The sequence below is a fragment of the Ornithinimicrobium cerasi genome (genome assembly GCF_003702705.1).
Classification (GTDB): domain Bacteria; phylum Actinomycetota; class Actinomycetes; order Actinomycetales; family Dermatophilaceae; genus Ornithinicoccus; species Ornithinicoccus cerasi.
The window spans coordinates 84127-98883 of record NZ_QZMN01000012.1; the positions used below are offsets into that span (position 1 = coordinate 84127).

At 74.2% G+C, this 14757-nt stretch carries 17 protein-coding genes; 9 read left to right on the plus strand and 8 right to left on the minus strand.

Annotated features, from left to right (window positions below; translation table 11 throughout):
• Positions 1 to 5 precede the first annotated feature (5 nt).
• Genes D4B81_RS14065 through D4B81_RS14075 form a run of 3 tightly spaced genes read left to right on the plus strand, consistent with a single transcriptional unit; the run spans position 6 to position 2202 of the window.
• Positions 6 to 344, plus strand: coding sequence for a DivIVA domain-containing protein (locus D4B81_RS14065; RefSeq protein ID WP_097188099.1), 339 nt, complete (start codon positions 6 to 8; stop codon positions 342 to 344).
• Complete coding sequence (locus D4B81_RS14070) at positions 341 to 982, plus strand: DNA-3-methyladenine glycosylase I (RefSeq protein WP_097188098.1); 642 nt, start codon at positions 341 to 343, stop codon at positions 980 to 982. Before D4B81_RS14065 ends, D4B81_RS14070 begins: the two co-directional genes overlap by 4 nt.
• A complete protein-coding gene (locus D4B81_RS14075) occupies positions 979 to 2202 on the plus strand; it encodes a hypothetical protein (protein ID WP_237566008.1) in 1224 nt (407 codons plus the stop codon). The genes D4B81_RS14070 and D4B81_RS14075 overlap by 4 nt, the downstream gene beginning before the upstream one ends.
• Positions 2203 to 2230: 28 nt before the next feature.
• Here the strand turns inward: D4B81_RS14075 and D4B81_RS14080 are convergent, their stop codons facing one another.
• The gene (locus tag D4B81_RS14080) at positions 2231 to 3037 is read right to left on the minus strand and encodes an enoyl-CoA hydratase/isomerase family protein (RefSeq protein WP_122263226.1); all 807 of its coding nucleotides are present in this window, start codon (positions 3035 to 3037) and stop codon (positions 2231 to 2233) included.
• 10 nt (positions 3038 to 3047) lie between these two features.
• Positions 3048 to 3848 carry a PaaX family transcriptional regulator gene (locus tag D4B81_RS14085; protein WP_161965173.1) on the minus strand — a complete coding sequence of 267 codons (801 nt, stop codon included), beginning with the start codon at positions 3846 to 3848 and terminating at the stop codon, positions 3048 to 3050.
• A gap of 139 nt (positions 3849 to 3987) precedes the next feature.
• Between D4B81_RS14085 and D4B81_RS14090 the strand changes: the two genes are divergently transcribed.
• Complete coding sequence (locus D4B81_RS14090; RefSeq protein ID WP_097188095.1) at positions 3988 to 4155, plus strand: DUF3117 domain-containing protein; 168 nt, start codon at positions 3988 to 3990, stop codon at positions 4153 to 4155.
• 61 nt (positions 4156 to 4216) lie between these two features.
• Here D4B81_RS14090 and D4B81_RS14095 read toward each other — a convergent pair whose 3' ends face one another.
• Positions 4217 to 4849, minus strand: a complete 633-nt coding sequence (locus D4B81_RS14095) for an O-methyltransferase (RefSeq protein WP_122263229.1) — start codon at positions 4847 to 4849, stop codon at positions 4217 to 4219.
• Between the two features lie 60 nt (positions 4850 to 4909).
• Here D4B81_RS14095 and sigE point away from each other — a divergent pair, with 60 nt between their 5' ends.
• The 3 genes from sigE (at position 4910) to D4B81_RS18920 (ending at position 7180) form a co-directional block, all read left to right on the plus strand.
• Positions 4910 to 5527, plus strand: coding sequence for an RNA polymerase sigma factor SigE (gene sigE, locus D4B81_RS14100; RefSeq protein ID WP_097188094.1), 618 nt, complete (start codon positions 4910 to 4912; stop codon positions 5525 to 5527).
• 42 nt (positions 5528 to 5569) lie between these two features.
• Complete coding sequence (locus tag D4B81_RS14105) at positions 5570 to 6730, plus strand: S1C family serine protease (protein WP_122263231.1); 1161 nt, start codon at positions 5570 to 5572, stop codon at positions 6728 to 6730.
• Between the two features lie 213 nt (positions 6731 to 6943).
• Positions 6944 to 7180: a Sec-independent protein translocase family protein gene (locus D4B81_RS18920; RefSeq protein ID WP_237566009.1), complete on the plus strand. Its 237-nt coding sequence runs from the start codon at positions 6944 to 6946 to the stop codon at positions 7178 to 7180.
• 21 nt (positions 7181 to 7201) lie between these two features.
• Here D4B81_RS18920 and D4B81_RS14115 read toward each other — a convergent pair whose 3' ends face one another.
• Genes D4B81_RS14115 through D4B81_RS14125 form a run of 3 tightly spaced genes read right to left on the minus strand, consistent with a single transcriptional unit; the run spans position 7202 to position 10290 of the window.
• Positions 7202 to 8341 carry an Mrp/NBP35 family ATP-binding protein gene (locus D4B81_RS14115; protein WP_097188163.1) on the minus strand — a complete coding sequence of 380 codons (1140 nt, stop codon included), beginning with the start codon at positions 8339 to 8341 and terminating at the stop codon, positions 7202 to 7204.
• Positions 8342 to 8372: 31 nt separating this feature from the next.
• Positions 8373 to 8999 (minus strand): DUF1003 domain-containing protein, encoded by a 627-nt coding sequence (locus D4B81_RS14120; RefSeq protein ID WP_122263234.1) that lies wholly within the window; start codon positions 8997 to 8999, stop codon positions 8373 to 8375.
• Positions 8992 to 10290 carry a magnesium transporter MgtE N-terminal domain-containing protein gene (locus D4B81_RS14125; RefSeq protein WP_097188090.1) on the minus strand — a complete coding sequence of 433 codons (1299 nt, stop codon included), beginning with the start codon at positions 10288 to 10290 and terminating at the stop codon, positions 8992 to 8994. Before D4B81_RS14125 ends, D4B81_RS14120 begins: the two co-directional genes overlap by 8 nt.
• 134 nt (positions 10291 to 10424) lie before the next feature.
• On the opposite strand from D4B81_RS14125, the gene D4B81_RS14130 reads away from it, so the two are divergent.
• Positions 10425 to 10940: a YflT domain-containing protein gene (locus D4B81_RS14130; RefSeq protein WP_122263327.1), complete on the plus strand. Its 516-nt coding sequence runs from the start codon at positions 10425 to 10427 to the stop codon at positions 10938 to 10940.
• Here D4B81_RS14130 and D4B81_RS14135 read toward each other — a convergent pair.
• Positions 10937 to 12460: an aminopeptidase P family protein gene (locus D4B81_RS14135; protein WP_237566010.1), complete on the minus strand. Its 1524-nt coding sequence runs from the start codon at positions 12458 to 12460 to the stop codon at positions 10937 to 10939. The two genes, D4B81_RS14130 and D4B81_RS14135, sit on opposite strands and share 4 nt — an antisense overlap.
• A 74-nt stretch (positions 12461 to 12534) precedes the next feature.
• On the opposite strand from D4B81_RS14135, the gene D4B81_RS14140 reads away from it, so the two are divergent.
• Positions 12535 to 14046: a threonine/serine exporter family protein gene (locus D4B81_RS14140; RefSeq protein ID WP_161965174.1), complete on the plus strand. Its 1512-nt coding sequence runs from the start codon at positions 12535 to 12537 to the stop codon at positions 14044 to 14046.
• A gap of 21 nt (positions 14047 to 14067) precedes the next feature.
• On the opposite strand, the gene D4B81_RS14145 is transcribed toward D4B81_RS14140, so the two are convergent.
• Positions 14068 to 14754 (minus strand): hypothetical protein, encoded by a 687-nt coding sequence (locus D4B81_RS14145; RefSeq protein ID WP_122263240.1) that lies wholly within the window; start codon positions 14752 to 14754, stop codon positions 14068 to 14070.
• Positions 14755 to 14757: the final 3 nt, after the last annotated feature.

The following is a 14757-nucleotide window of genomic DNA, read 5'->3' on the forward strand; positions in this document are numbered from 1 at the left end:
GTGCCGTGATCATCGTCGGGCTCGTCGCCGCCGTGCTGGTCCTGGGCGCGCTCGCCGCCTGGGCCGTCAGCCGTGCCGACGTGCCCGGGGTGCCCGCACCGGTGTCCACGCAGAGCGCCCGTGCCCTGCCGCAGGGGCCTGTGGGTCCGGAGGCCGTGCAGGAGCTGCGTTTCGACCAGGCCGCCCGTGGCTACCGCATGGGGCAGGTCGACGCGGCGCTGACCCGGCTGGCCGACGAGCTGGCCGACCGGGACGCCGAGATCACCCGCCTGCGGGGGGAACATCCTGCCGGACGGCCCAGCGACGACACCGCTGCGACGCAGCCTGGAGGACTCAGCCGATGACCATCACCGCACCGCACCCCGATCTCCTGGTCGGCCCCGACGGCGTCATCCGCTGCGGCTGGCCCGGGCTCTCGCACGCCGACTACCGCGACTACCACGACCGGGAGTGGGGCAAGCCGGTCCACGGCGAGACGGCCCTGCTGGAACGGCTGTGCCTGGAGGGCTTCCAGAGCGGCCTGTCCTGGCTCACGATCCTGCGCAAGCGCCCCGCGTTCCGCACCGCGTTCGCCGGCTTCGACGCCGACACGGTGGCGGCGTTCACCGACGACGACGTGGACCGCCTGATGGGGGAGGAGGCCATCGTGCGCAACCGTCGCAAGATCGAGGCCACCGTCACCAACGCCCGCGCCACGGTCGCCCTGCGCGAGACCGGGGGGCTGGAGGAGCTGCTCTGGACGCATGCTCCCGAGCCCACCCCGCGGCCGCGCGGCTTCGCCGACGTGCCGCCCCAGACGGCCGAGTCCGAGCTGCTGGCCAAGCGGCTGCGCAAGGCCGGCTTCGTCCAGCTCGGCCCGACCACGGTCTACGCCGCGATGCAGGCCTGCGGCCTCGTCGACGACCACCTCGTCGGCTGCTTCCGCGCGGGGGCCTCCCGCTCCGGGTCACGCGTCACGGGCGGGTTGCGCGCGACCTCATGACCCTCGCCGCAGCTCCCCTGCGGCGACTGCTGGACCGGCGCTTCGTGCTGGCGGTGGTCGGCGTGTGGACGCTCTGCCGGGTGGTCACGACGGTCATCCTGTGGCAGGTCGCCCACCACTGGCAGGACCCCTCGATCTACGACCAGCCGGGGGTGCCGCGCTACTTCCAGTTCGCGACCCTCTGGGACGGCGCCTGGTACGAGCGGATCGCGACCGAGGGCTACCCCGAGCAGCTGCCCCGGGGCGAGGACGGGCAGGTCCGCCAGAACGCCTGGGCGTTCTACCCCCTCTTCCCCGCCCTCGCCCGCGCGCTGGGCGCGGTGACCGGCTGGCCGTTCGCGGTCACCGGCACCGTGGTCGCCACGGTCCTCGGGTATGCCGCCGCGCTGGTCGTGGCGGGGCTGCTCCGGGAGAAGGTGGGGCGAGGGCCGGCGCTGGGGGGCGTGGCGCTGCTGGGGAGCTACCCGAGCGCACCGACCTTCCAGGTCGCCTACACCGAGTCGCTGGCCCTGCTCCTGCTGGCGGCCGTGCTCTGGATGCTGGTGCGCAGGGCGTGGTGGGCCGCCGCGTTCGTGGCGCTGCTCACCGGTCTGGCCCGACCCGTGGCCCTGCCCCTGGGTCTGGTCGCCCTGGTCGCCGTGGTGCTGCGCTGGCGCCGGCGGGGGAGCGAGCCGCTCGGTGCCGGTGAGCTCGCGGGGATGGTTGCCGCCCTGATCGGCTGCGGGCTCGCCGGGCTGATCTGGCCGGCGCTCGCCTGGAACGGCACGGGGGTCCCGGACGCCTACACGGTGACGATGTCCGCCTGGCGGGGCGGCGAGGGGGTGGTCGCGTTCCAGCCGACGCTGGAGCGGGTGCAGTGGCTCTGGGGCGACCTGGCGGGGCTGCTCGTGCTCGCCCTGGGGCTGGGGCTGCTGGTCCTGGCGGTCCTGGGGCCGTGGGCGCAGGGGCTGGGCCCGGAGCTGCGCACCTGGTGCCTGGGCTACACGCTCTACCTCTTCGCCGCCCTGGACCCCTGGACGAGCATCTACCGCTACCTCATGCTGCTCTTCCCGCTCTTCGTCCTCCTGGTCGGCGGCGGGTGGCCGGCCTCCCGGCGGTGGCAGCCGACCTGGGTGCTCGTGCTGCGGACGGTGCTGATCGCCGCCGTCCTGGTGGGGTGGCAGGTCTGGTGGACCTGGGAGCTGTTCCGGTTCGTGCCTCCCCGCGACGACCCGCCGTGACCGGCGCGCCGGCGGTCAGGCCAAGGTCTCACCGTCCGGAGAAGGTCGGCCGTTCCTTGGCGAGGAAGGCGTCGACCGCGGACCGGTGGTCCTCGCTCGTGCCGGTCCGGGTCATCATCTGGTCCTCGAAGTCGAGGGAGTCGGTCAGGCCGTGCGAGGAGGAGAAGGCCACGGCCCGGCGGACGGCGCCGTAGGCACAGGTCGGGCCCGCGGCCAGCGCAGCCGCCACCTCACCCACCCGCGCGGCCAGCTCCTCGTCCGGCACGACCTCGGTGGCCAGACCGAGGTCGAGCGCCTCGCGGGCGTCGACGGTCCGGGGGAAGAAGAGGAGCTCCTTGGCCCGGCCCGGCCCGACCAGCCGGGGGAGCGCCCACGAGGTGCCCGAGTCGCAGGACAACCCGATCCCGGTGAAGGCGAGGTTGAAGCCCGCCGACGCCGCCACATAGCGCAGGTCCGCGGCGAAGGCGAACGCCGCACCCGCGCCGGCGGCGACGCCGTTGACCGCGGCGACGACGGGCTTGTCCATCGTGGCCAGCAGCTCCACGACGGGGTTGTAGTGGAGGGACACCGTGGTCCACAGCTGTTCCGGGTCCTCGGCGAGCAGCCGGACGTGCTCCTTGAGGTCCTGGCCGACGCAGAAGGCCCGACCGGTCCCCGTCAGCACGACGCAGCGCACGGCGTCGTCGGCCGCGACGGCCCGCAGCGCGGCGAGCAGCGCCTCCTTGGTCTGCACGTCCAGGGAGTTCATCGCGGCCGGGCGGTTCAGCGTCACCGTCGCGACGCCCTGCTCTTTGGTCACCACGACGGGGAGGTTCTGCTCGGGCTGCACGGTCATGGCGCCCAATCTACGCGGCGGTCCGGCTGTCGGTCAGCGTCCGCTCGACGTAGCGGTCGGCCGCCGGGCGCAGCGTCGAGGCCACCTGGAGGAAGCGCGTCCGGGCCTCCAGACCGACCCAGCCGGCGGGCAGCACCTGGGCCGGCAGGCCCGGGTCGCTGAAGAGGAACTTGCGCCACTCGTGGACCAGTCGGGCCCGCCGGGGGTACGCCTCCTCAGGGACCAGGTCCGCGAGGGTGTCCGGGGCGGGAAGCTGCGCGAGGAACCTCCGGTATGCCGTGTCGAGGGCGTGCAGGTCCCACACGCGGGCGGCGAGCTCGGGGGAGGAGCCCGGCACCTCGCCGTCGAGCGGGCCGGTGACCGCCGACCACCGCACGTCGGCCCGGTGCAGCACGGTCGCCAGCTCCGGGTTCGGCCACGGGCTGAGCCACGCGCCGGGCCCCAGCCGGCCGTAGCCGAGGTAGCCCAGGGAGGCGGAGACCTGGTCGCGCCGTCGTCGGTCCCCGCCGTGGTCCACGACCACGAGGTGCCACGTCCCGGCCCACGGGCGGGGGCCGGGGGCGTAGATCCGGGCGTGCGCGCTCACGAGCCGCTCCCGAGCGAGGGAGGTGGCCGCATACCCCCGGGTCCCCTCGCGTGACTCCGCGACGAGCCACCCCTCGCGGACCAGCCGGGAGATCGCGGTGCGGGTGGCCGGCGCCTGCACGCCGCAGGCCTGCGCGAGCGCCACCACGCCGGCGACCGGGCCCCACCAGCCGTGCTCGCGCAGGTGGTCGCCGTAGACGTCGACGACGGCGGATCGGGCGTGCACGAGCCGAGTATCCCAGCCCCGCAGGGGGTTGTGCCGATTAGGCGGGCCCGCGCGGGGGATGGGATACTGGAGGGAGCACCGCTCCGGGCGCGCTCGCGCACGGAGCCGGTCACCAGCGGCGGACACGGAAGGGCAACCCATGGCAGCAATGAAGCCTCGCACCGGAGACGGGCCTCTCGAGGTCACCAAGGAAGGGCGCGGAATCGTCCTGCGCATGCCGCTCGAGGGTGGTGGACGTCTGGTGGTCGAGATGAACGCCGACGAGGCGACCGCCCTGGGCCAAGCCATCAAGGACTGCGTGGGCTGAGGTCCTCCTCCCGACGTGAGAAAGCCCCCCGCGACCTGGTCGCCGGGGGCTTCGTCGTCGGTCAGCGGCGGACCGCCACGAGCAGCCCGTCACCGACGGGCAGCAGCGCCGGCAGCAGCCGGTCGTCGTCGCGCAGGCTCTTGCCGAGGTCCCTCAGGAGCGTGGTGACCGCGTCCCGGGCGGCCGGGTCGGCCACCCGGTCCTGCCCCAGCATGTCGTCGAGGACCAGGACGCCACCGGGACGCAGCAGGCGGACGGCCTCCTCGACGTAGGTGGGGTAGCTCTCGGCGTCGGCGTCGACGAGGACCAGGTCGTAGGCGCCGTCGGTGAGCCGACCCAGCACCTGGGCGGCGTCCCCGGTGATCACCCGCGTCCGCTGGGAGGGGATGCCCGCCTCGGCGAACGACTCCCGGGCGGCGCGCTGGTGCTCGGCCTCCCTGTCGATCGAGGTGAGTATGCCGTCGCGCGGCATGCCCTGGAGGAGCCACAGGCCCGAGGCGCCGGCGCCCGTGCCGATCTCGACCACGTGCCGGGCCGCCACCGTCGCGGCCAGCATCCGCAGGGCGGCGCCGGTGCCGGTGGAGACCGGTGTCGCACCGAGCTCCTCGCCGCGGCGCTGCGCGCTCTCGATGACGGGGTGGGGGGTGATGTAGTCCTCCGCGTAGGCGAGGGAGGACACCTTCGCGGCAGCCATGCTGACCACCCTAGTCTGCCCGCCCAGCCTGCTCCCAGCCAGCGCTGGAACGCTGGGCGCATGAGCTCGTCCGTGACGACCCGCTCCGTTCCCGAGACACCGGCAGGGTGGCAGCCGCCCAGCTGGGAGGAGATCGTGCGCGAGCACTCCGCCCGGGTCTACCGCCTGGCCTACCGGCTGACCGGTGACCCGCACGAGGCCGAGGACCTGACCCAGGACGTGTTCGTGCGGGTGTTCCGCTCCCTCGACTCCTACCGGCCGGGCACCTTCGAGGGCTGGCTGCACCGGATCACCACCAACCTCTTCCTCGACCGGGTGCGCCGCCGTCAGCGGATCCGCTTCGACGCCCTCACCGAGGAGCTGTCGGCGCGCCTGCCGCTGCGCGCCTCGGGCTCGGACCCGGAGCAGGTCTACGAGATGACCCATCTCGACGCCGACATCCTGGCGGCGCTCCGGGCGCTGCCGCCGCAGTTCCGCGCGGCCGTCGTGCTGGCGGACATCGAGGGCTACTCCTACGAGGAGGTCGCGCAGACGCTCGGGGTGAAGATGGGGACCGTGCGCTCGCGGATCCACCGTGGCCGGGCGCTCCTGCGCCAGTCGCTGGCCCACCGTCGCCCCGAGCCGCGGCCGGCGTCCGTCGCTCCGGGGCTGGCCCGCCCCGCGGCCGTGCTCGGGTGACCGGCCGCGCGGGCCGGGCGCCGGGTTGAGAGGATCGGGCCCATGAGCGACCCGACGGCCACGTCATACCTGCCCCCGGCGCGGCCGCCCCGGCGACGCAGCTCGGCCCCGCTCGTGCTCGCCGCGCTGGTCGCGGGGCTCGTCGGTGGGCTCGGCGGCGGGGTGCTCGCCGAGAACCTGACCGAGCGTCCACCCGCTCGCTCGGAGGAGACGTCCCCCGCCCCCGCGGCGTCGGGGGCGGCGGCGGAACTGGTCTCGGCGGCCCCGGCGGCCGGCTCCATCCCCGCCCTGTCGCGCTCCGTGCTGCCCAGCGTGGCGCTGATCTCCGTCGGGCCCGGTGGCCGCGACGGCCAGGGGTCGGGGTTCGTCGTGCGCGCCGACGGCTACCTGCTCACGAACCACCACGTCGTGGCGGCCAGCACGACCGGGGACGGCGTCACCGTCGAGCTGCCGGGTCGGGAGCCGGTGCCCGCCGAGGTGGTCGGCTCCGACCCGGTCTACGACATCGCCGTCCTCAAGGTCGACCTCGACGACCTCGCCGCCCTCCCCTTCGCCGACTCGGCGGCGGTGCAGGTGGGCCAGACGGTGGTGGCGGTCGGCGCGCCCCTCGGCCTCGACAGCACGGTGACGAGCGGCATCGTCTCCGCCGTCGACCGGCCGGTGGTCGCCGGGGACGAGGAGGTCAGCTACATCAACGCGATCCAGACCGACGCCGCCATCAACCCGGGCAACTCCGGCGGGCCGCTCCTGGACCTCGCCGGCCGGGTGGTCGGGGTCAACTCGGCCATCGCCCAGATGCCCACCGGCGCGCTCGGCGGCCCCCGGGGCAGCATCGGTCTGGGGTTCGCGATCCCGGCGGAGCAGGCCGAGCGCACCGCCACGCAGCTCATCGAGACCGGCAGCAGCGAGCACCCCGTGATGGGCGTGCACATCGACCTCCAGTACACCGGCGACGGCGCGCGGGTGCTCGGGGAGGAACGGGACGGGGCTGCACCCGTCATCCCGGGCGGCCCGGCCGCCGAGGCCGGCGTGCTGCCCGGCGAGGTCATCGTGGAGGTGGACGGCACGCGGATCACCGACGCCCAGCACCTCCTGGTCGAGCTGCGCTCGCGCGCCGTCGGTGACGAGGTGGAGCTGGTGCTGCGCGACGAGGACGGCGGGCTGCGCACCGTGCGCATCGTGCTGGCGGGGTCGGGCGACTAGGTAGGCTGGCCTGGTCGGTGAACGGAGCCGGCGTCGGCCCGTCGAGGAGGCAGGACCATCACCATCAACTCGGGCGAGATCCTGCTCCTCGTCCTGCTCGCGCTGATCGTCCTCGGACCCTCGCGGCTGCCGCACTACGCGGCCAAGCTGGCCCAGGCGGTCCGTCAGCTGCGTGACCTCGCCGAGGGGGCCAAGTCCCAGATCAAGAACGAGATGGGTCCGGCGTTCGAGGACGTGGACTGGCGCCAGCTGGACCCGCGGCAGTACGACCCGCGGCGGATCGTGAGGGAGGCCCTGGCCACCCCGTCCGAGGGCGCAGCGGCCCCCGCCGAGGGCGGCGTCGAGAAGCCCAGGCACCCGCAGGGCACGGGGCGGACCGGCGCGGGTGCCCCGACGGTCCCGCCCCACGACCCCGCCCGGCCGACCCCGTTCGACGTCGACGCCACCTGAACCGGGTTCACCGGCCGGCGGCTACCGGCTCAGCGTGGGGGTGATGCCCAGCTTGCGCCCCGCGAGCCCGCGGCCGCGGCGCGCGAGCTGACGTGCGATGCCGCGCAGCGCGGTGGCGGCGGGCGAGTCGGGCGAGCTGACCACCACGGGCCGGCCGTTGTCGCCACCCTCGCGGAGGGTGACGTCGAGGGGGATCTGCCCGAGCAGGGGGACCTCGGCACCGATCGAGCGGGACAGCGAGTCCGCGACCGCACGCCCGCCCCCGCTGCCGAAGATCTCCTGACGGGACCCGTCGGGGAGCTCGAGCCAGGACATGTTCTCGATGACGCCGACGAGGCGCTGGTGCGTCTGCAGGGAGATGGCTCCCGCGCGCTCGGCCACCTCGGCGGCAGCCTGCTGCGGTGTGGTGACCACGATCAGCTCGCTCCCGGGCAGCAGCTGCGCCACGGTGATCGCGATGTCGCCGGTGCCGGGGGGAAGGTCGAGCAGCAGGACGTCGAGGTCTCCCCAGTAGACGTCGCCGAGGAACTGCTGCATCGCCCGGTGCAGCATCGGGCCGCGCCAGACGACGGGCTGGTTGCCGGGGACGAACATCCCGATGGAGATGACCTTGACGCCCGCCTCGGTCACCGGGGGCAGGATCATGTCGTCCACCTGCGTCGGCGGCTGGGTCACCCCCATCATCCGCGGCACCGAGAAGCCGTAGATGTCGGCGTCGACCACGCCCACCCGCAGCCCCTCCTCGGCCAGGGCCGCAGCGAGGTTCACGGTGACCGAGGACTTGCCCACGCCCCCCTTGCCGGAGGCGACGGCATACACGGTGGTCAGCGAGTCCGGCCGGGCGAACGGGATCTCCTTCTCCGGGGCGCCGCCCCGGAGCTGCTGCCGCAGCCCGGACCGCTGCTCGTCGCTCATCACGCCCAGCTGCACGTCGACCCCGGTCACGCCCGCGACGGCGGCGACCGCGGCGGTGACGTCGCGGGTGATGGTGTCCTTCATCGGGCAGCCGGGGACGGTGAGCAGGACGGTGACCCGCACGCGGCCCGCGTCGTCGACGTCCACCGCCTCGACCATGCCGAGCTCGGTGATCGGCTTGCGGATCTCGGGGTCGTCGACGGTCGCGAGCGCGGCCTGCAGGGCTTCGGTGCTGGGGGCGGGCATGCCCTCCATCGTATGTCGCGCCGGCGGCGGCTCAGGACCCGGCGGGGTCCCCCCGCGTCGCGGTGGGAGGGTCGGCGCGCTCCACCAGCGTCTGCCGGCGTCCGCGTTCCTCCGCGCGCTCCTCGAGGTCCTCGAGCAGCGTGCGCAGCTCGGAGCGCACGAAGTCACGGGTGGCGACCTCGCGCAGCGCGAGCCGCAGCGCCGCCACCTCCCGGGTGAGGAACTCGGTGTCCGCCAGCGTGCGCTCGTTGCGGGCGCGGTCCTGCTCCATCTGCACCTTGTCGCGGTCCGCCTGCCGGTTCTGCGCGAGCAGGATGAGGGGCGCCGCGTAGGAGGCCTGCAGGCTGAGCATGAGGGTGAGGAAGATGAACGCGTAGGGGTCGAAACGCACCGGCCCGGGGGCGACGGTGTTCCACAGGAGCCACAGGATCACGAAGGCGGTCATGTAGACGAGGAACCGCGCGGTGCCCATGAACCGGGCGAAGCGCTCGGCGAAGGCGCCGAAGCTCTCGGGGTCCATCGTGGTGTGCGGCACCCACCGGCGCGCCTTGGCCAGCGGCTGGTCGAGGCGGTTCCGCGAGGAGCTCGCCGCGGCTGCGGCCGCGGCGGACGTGCTGGGTGGGGTCGGGCCCGGCACCCTGGGGCGACGCTCAGGCATCGCGGACCTCCCTCAGGGTGTCGTCGTCGTCCTCGCGCCAGTCCGGCGGCAGGATGTGGTCGAGCACGTCGTCGACGGTGACCGCGCCGAGGAGCCGGCCCTCCGGGTCGGTGACGGGCAGCGCCACGAGGTTGTAGGTGGCCAGCGACCGGGTCACCTCGCCGAGCGTCGCGTCGGGGGGCACCGGGTCGATGTCGGCGTCGAGGATCGAGCCGACCGACTGGTGCGGCGGCTCGCGCAGCAGACGCTGGATGTGGACGCTGCCCAGGAGCCGGCCGGTCGGTGTCTCGTGGGGAGGGCGGGTCACGTAGACGAGGGAGGCGGTGGCCGGGTGGAGCTCCTCGCGGCGCACCAGCGCCAGGGCCTCGGCGATGGTCGCCTCCGGCCCGAGGATGACCGGCTCCGTCGTCATCAGACCGCCCGCGGTGTCCTCGTCGTAGGTGAGCAGGCGCCGGATGTCGGCGGCCTCGTCCGGCTCCATGAGCTGGAGCAGCTCCTCCTGGGTCGCGACGGGCAGGTCGGCGAGGAGGTCCGTCGCGTCGTCCGGCTGCATGACCTCCAGGATGTCCGCCGCCCGGTCCGACGGGAGGTGGGTGAGGATCTCCAGCCGGTCGTCGTCCGGGAGCTCCTCCAGGACGTCCGCGAGCGTCTCGTCGTCGAGCGCGTCGGCGACCTCGGCACGGCGCTTGGGGCTGAGGTCGTGGATAGCCTCGGCGAGGTCCTGGGGCTTGAGGTCCTCGTAGGCCTCCAGCAGGGCCGTGGCCGCCTGGGCGGGACCGGCCTCCTGCAGGCCCTCGACCGCCTCGGCGTCCACGAGCATCGTCTCACCGCGCCGCCGGCGCAGGCGCAGACCCGAGCCGGCCCGGGCGGCGGGGACGCCCTTGCGCACGAAGAGCTTGGTGAGGCGCCAGTCGCCGCCCCGTTCCTGGTCCATGGCGATGTCCTCGATGACGGCCGGGACCCGCTGCCCCTCCTCGGCCACCGTGACCTGGCGGTCGAAGAGCTCACCGACGACGAGGGTCTCGCCGGGGCGTTGCTGGAAGCGACGCAGGTTGACCAGACCGGTGGTGATGACCTGCCCGGTGTCGATGGAGGTCACCCGGGTGATGGGCACGAAGACGCGGCGGCGGCCCGGCACCTCGACCGCCAGCCCGATCACCCGGGGGCCGTGGGAGGCGGCGCGGCCGGTGAGGGTGACCACGACGTCGCGCACCCGGCCGACCTCGTCGCCCAGCGGGTCGAAGACGCTCAGGCCGTTGAGGCGGGCGACGAACACGCGGGGAGAGCTCACGGTGGGCAGAATAGGCCACGGGCGGTGCGCCGGGGCCCGATCGCGGTGCCACCCGGCCGGTCGGACCGCGCGTCCTCGACGGCGCACCGGGCCGGGGCTCGCCCCGGGCGGGCGGTGGCGGCACAATGGCACCCGTGACGTCCTCCGCAGCCGCACGCCGCCCGGCGGGCATCGGACCCGGCCCGGTCCTGACCCTCGCCTACCCGATGAGCATCGGGGTCTTCGACAACTACGAGGAGGCGCAGGCCACCGTCGACTACCTCTCCGACCACGACTTCCCGGTCGAGCAGTGCATGATCGTGGGCACCGACCTCAAGCAGATCGAACGGGTCACCGGTCGCCTGACCGCGGGCCGCGTGGCCCTCGGGGGGCTGCTCTCCGGCGTCTGGCTTGGCCTGTTCGTCGGCCTCATCGTCTCCCTCTTCGCCCAGCCCACCGACGCGCTGATGATGATCGTGGGTGCGGTGCTCTTCGGGGCGTTCTTCGGTCTGGTCTGGGCCCTGCTCGGCTACGCCCTCACGCGCGGGCGGCGCGACTTCGTCTCGGTGAGCCAGGTCGTCGCCACCCGCTACGAGGTCCTCACCGAGCACAAGCACGCGCAGCGGGCGCGGGACCTGCTCGACGAGCGTCCCGGTCACCAGCTCGGCTAGCGGGCACCGCCGGAGCGGACCCAGGCCTCGACGTCGGCGGCGCTCCTGGGCAGCATCCGTGAGAGGTTGCGGCAGCCGTCGGAGGTGATGACGACGTCGTCCTCGATCCGCACGCCGATGCCCCGCAGCTCCTCCGGGACCAGGAGGTCGTCGGACTTGAAGTACAGGCCGGGCTCGACCGTGAGCACCATCCCCTCGCGCAGCTCCCCGTCGACGTAGTCCTCGCGCAGCGCGAGCGCGCAGTCGTGGACGTCCAGCCCGAGGTGGTGGCTGGTGCCGTGCACCATCCAGCGGCGGTGGAACTGACCCTCCTGGGCGTCGAGCGTCTGCTCCAGGGTGACTCCCTCCGGGAGCAGCCCCCACTCCAGGAGGTGCTGGGCGATCACCCGGATCGCCGCGGCGTGGACGTCCTTGAACGTGTTGCCCGGGCGGGCCGCGGCCAGCCCGGCCTCCTGCGCGGCCAGCACCGCGTCATACACCTTGCGCTGGGCGGGGGAGAAGGTGCCGTCGACGGGGACGGTCCGCGTGACGTCGGCGGTGTAGAGCGTGTCCGTCTCGACGCCCGCGTCGAGCAGGAGCAGGTCGCCCTCGCGGACGTCGCCGGTGTTGCGGATCCAGTGCAGGGTCGTGGCGTGCTCGCCGGCGGCGCAGATGGAGTCGTACCCTACGCCGTTGCCGGCATGGCGAGCATGCAGCCCGAAGACCCCCTCCACCCAGCGCTCGCCGCGGCCACGCCGGACCGCCTCCGGCAGCTCGGCGACGACGGCGTCGAAGGCGTCCGCCGTGGCGGTGACGGCCTGCTCCATCTGCCGCACCTCCCACGTGTCCTTGACGAGTCGCTGCGTGGACAGCCACCGGGCCAGGACCGCGTCGCCCTCCAGCGCGGAGGCCACCTGCGCCTCGCTCGTCAGCCCGGCCTGGGCCCGGGCCAGGTCGACCTGCTGCGCCACCTCCCGGTCGGCGTCGCGGACGACCCGGGCGACGAGGCCGCCCGCTCCGAGGTCCTTGCCGACGGCGTCCGCGAGCTCGCCGAGGTGGCGCGTCGTCAGGCCGAGCTCGGCGGCAGCAGACCGGAGCGTGGGTCGTGCGCCCACCCAGAACTCCCCGACGCGGGAGTCGGCGAAGAACTCCTCGCTGTCACGGTCGGCGAGGGGCAGGAAGTAGAGGACCGCCTCGTGACCACCGGCCCCGCCGTCGCGGAGCGGCTCGAGGACGAGCACGGCATCGGGCTCGCGGTCCGCGCCGAGCCCCGTGAGGTAGGCGAACGCGCTGTGCGGGCGGAAGACGTAGTCGGTGTCGTTGCTGCGGATCTTCAGCCCGCCCGCCGGGACCACCAGCCGCTCGCCCGGGAAGGCGGTCGAGAGCGCCTCCCGGCGCGCGGCGGCATACCTCGCCGCCTCGGTCAGCTCGGGCAGCCCGGTCGCCCGCGGCGCCCACCCGCCTCCCATGAATGAGCGGAACGCCTCGTTGCTCGGGCGCTCGCGGTGCTCGGCCTGGTGCTGCTTCTCGCTCGCGTTCACCGGGTCATCGTAGGCGGCGCTCCCGATGCACACCGCGGGGCAGTCCGTGCTGCGCTGCCCCTACCCTGGTGCGGGTGAGCGACTCCATCTCCACCCAGCCCGACCAGGGGGAGGTCACCGGACCGCAGCGGGTCAGCGGACCGCAGGTCAGCGCCGCCCCGCGCGTGGCCCGGGTATGGCGCGACCGGGCCACCCACGTGGTCAGGGGGGTGGCGCCGCCGACCGTCACCATGGGGACGCGGACGGGCGGGGACGAGGAGATCTCCCAGCGGCAGGCCCGCGCCGTCATCGACCTGGCCCTGCGGGTGGGCGAGGCGATGCTGTCCACGGGCGCCTCGGCAGCCGACTGCGTCGAGACGGTCCTACGCCTCGTGGAGGCCTACGGGGTCCGGTCGGCGCACGTGGACGTCACCTTCACCTCGATCACCGTCTCCATCCACCGCGGGCTCCTCGAGGACCCCCTGTCGGTGATGCGCGTCGTACCGGGCCGGTCGCTCGACTACACCCGCCTCGAGGCGGTCCAGCACCTGGTGGACGACGTCGTGAGGGCGGCCGGGCACGGACGGCGGCCGCCGGACGTCGACACCGCGAGGGTGCGGCTCGTCCGGGTGCTGTCCGCGCCGCATCCCTACCGGCGCTGGGTCGCCACCCTCGGAGCCGGTCTCATGGGGGTCGGCGTGGTGATGCTCTTCGGGGCGGGACCGCTGATGTGGCTCGTCGCCGCGCTGTCGGCCACGCTGGTCGACCGGGCGCAGCGCCTGCTCTCGCTCGCGGGGGTCGCGGCCTTCTTCACGCAGGCGGTCAGCGCGGCCGTGCCCGCCTCGATCGCCCTGCTCATCTTCTGGGGCGACAGCCAGGGCGTCTCGGTGCTCGGGGTGCGCTACCCGTCCCTGGTGGTCGTCTCCGGCATCGTCGTCCTGCTCGCCGGGCTGGGGCTGCTGGGCGCCACCCAGGACGCCCTCGACGGCTACTACGTGACCGCCGGCGCCCGCGGCCTGGAGGTGCTGATGATGACGCTGGGCATCGCGGTAGGGGTCGGCACCGTCATGGCCCTCGGCAACGCCCTGGGCATCTCCATGGAGGTGGACGACACGCTCCTGCTCGGAGGGAACCCCCTCGTGGACGGCGCCGGGGCGCTGCTCATCGCGCTCGGCTTCTGCCTCACCACCTACGCCGGGCTGCGGACCACGGTCATGGCGATGCTGATCGCCGCGCTGGGATGGCTGGTGTTCGCGGCCGGCCTCCTGCTCGGGCTGGGCGGTGCGGCCGCCACCGCCGTGGCCGCCGTGCCGGTCGGTGCGCTGGCGTATGCCGCGCACCGTCGCCTGCGCGTCCCCGAGCTGGCCGTCGCGACGGCGAGCATCGTGGCGCTCCTCCCCGGGCTGGCGGTGTACCGCGCCATCAACCTCATCCTGTCCGACAACCCGGCCGTGGTCGGCACCGCGACGATCCAGTTCGTCAGCGCGGTGGCGACCGGTCTGGCCCTCGCGGGTGGACTGTCGATCGGTGGGTTCCTCGCCCGGCGGCGTTTCAGCCTGGACCGGGCCGCCCAGCGCGCGCGACGCCGCGCGCCGGGGCACGCCTGACCGGGGTCGGGCGGGGAGCGCTCAGTCCTGCCAGGTCCAGGAGGCCAGCAGGGAGTCCAGCAACGGGGCCGCCTCCTGCGCGTCCGCCTCGGGAGCCGAGAGGGTGACGACGTACAGCGTGCCGTCGTGGCTGATCCAGCGCTGGGTCTGGGCGAGCGAACGGCCCTGGACCTCGCGGACGATGGTGTAGCCGGGGGCGCGGTTGCCGTCCACCTCCGCCGGCTCCAGCAGCTCGTACTCGCCGTCCTCGCCGGCCAGCTGCTCCGCGGTCTCCTCGACGGCTGAGGTGAGGTTGCTGACGTACTCCTCCTGGGTCACCAGGATGTTGGGGAAGAACCCGTCCACCTGCTCCGGCGCCCGCCCGGCGAGCTGGACGTTCTCGTCGTCGACGAGGTCCATCGCGTCCACCCACCCCGCGGGCAGGTCCGCCGTGAAGCTCTGGTCGGCGGAGGTGACGGCGACCGGCGCCTCCTCCTCCGCCTCCTCCGGCGGGGCCGAGGAGGTGACCGACCCGTCGTCGGCGACGGGGGGCTCCGACGTCACGGCGGCCTCGGTGGTGGTCTGGACCTCCTCCGACGTGGGGGCCGCGCTGCTCGGGAGATCCGCGTCACCGGTCGGCTCCTCCTGGGCGCAACCGGCCAGCAGGCTCGCGGCCAGCAGGACGACGGCGCCGGCGCGGGCGAGCGGGCGGCGGGACGTGCGCGACATGGG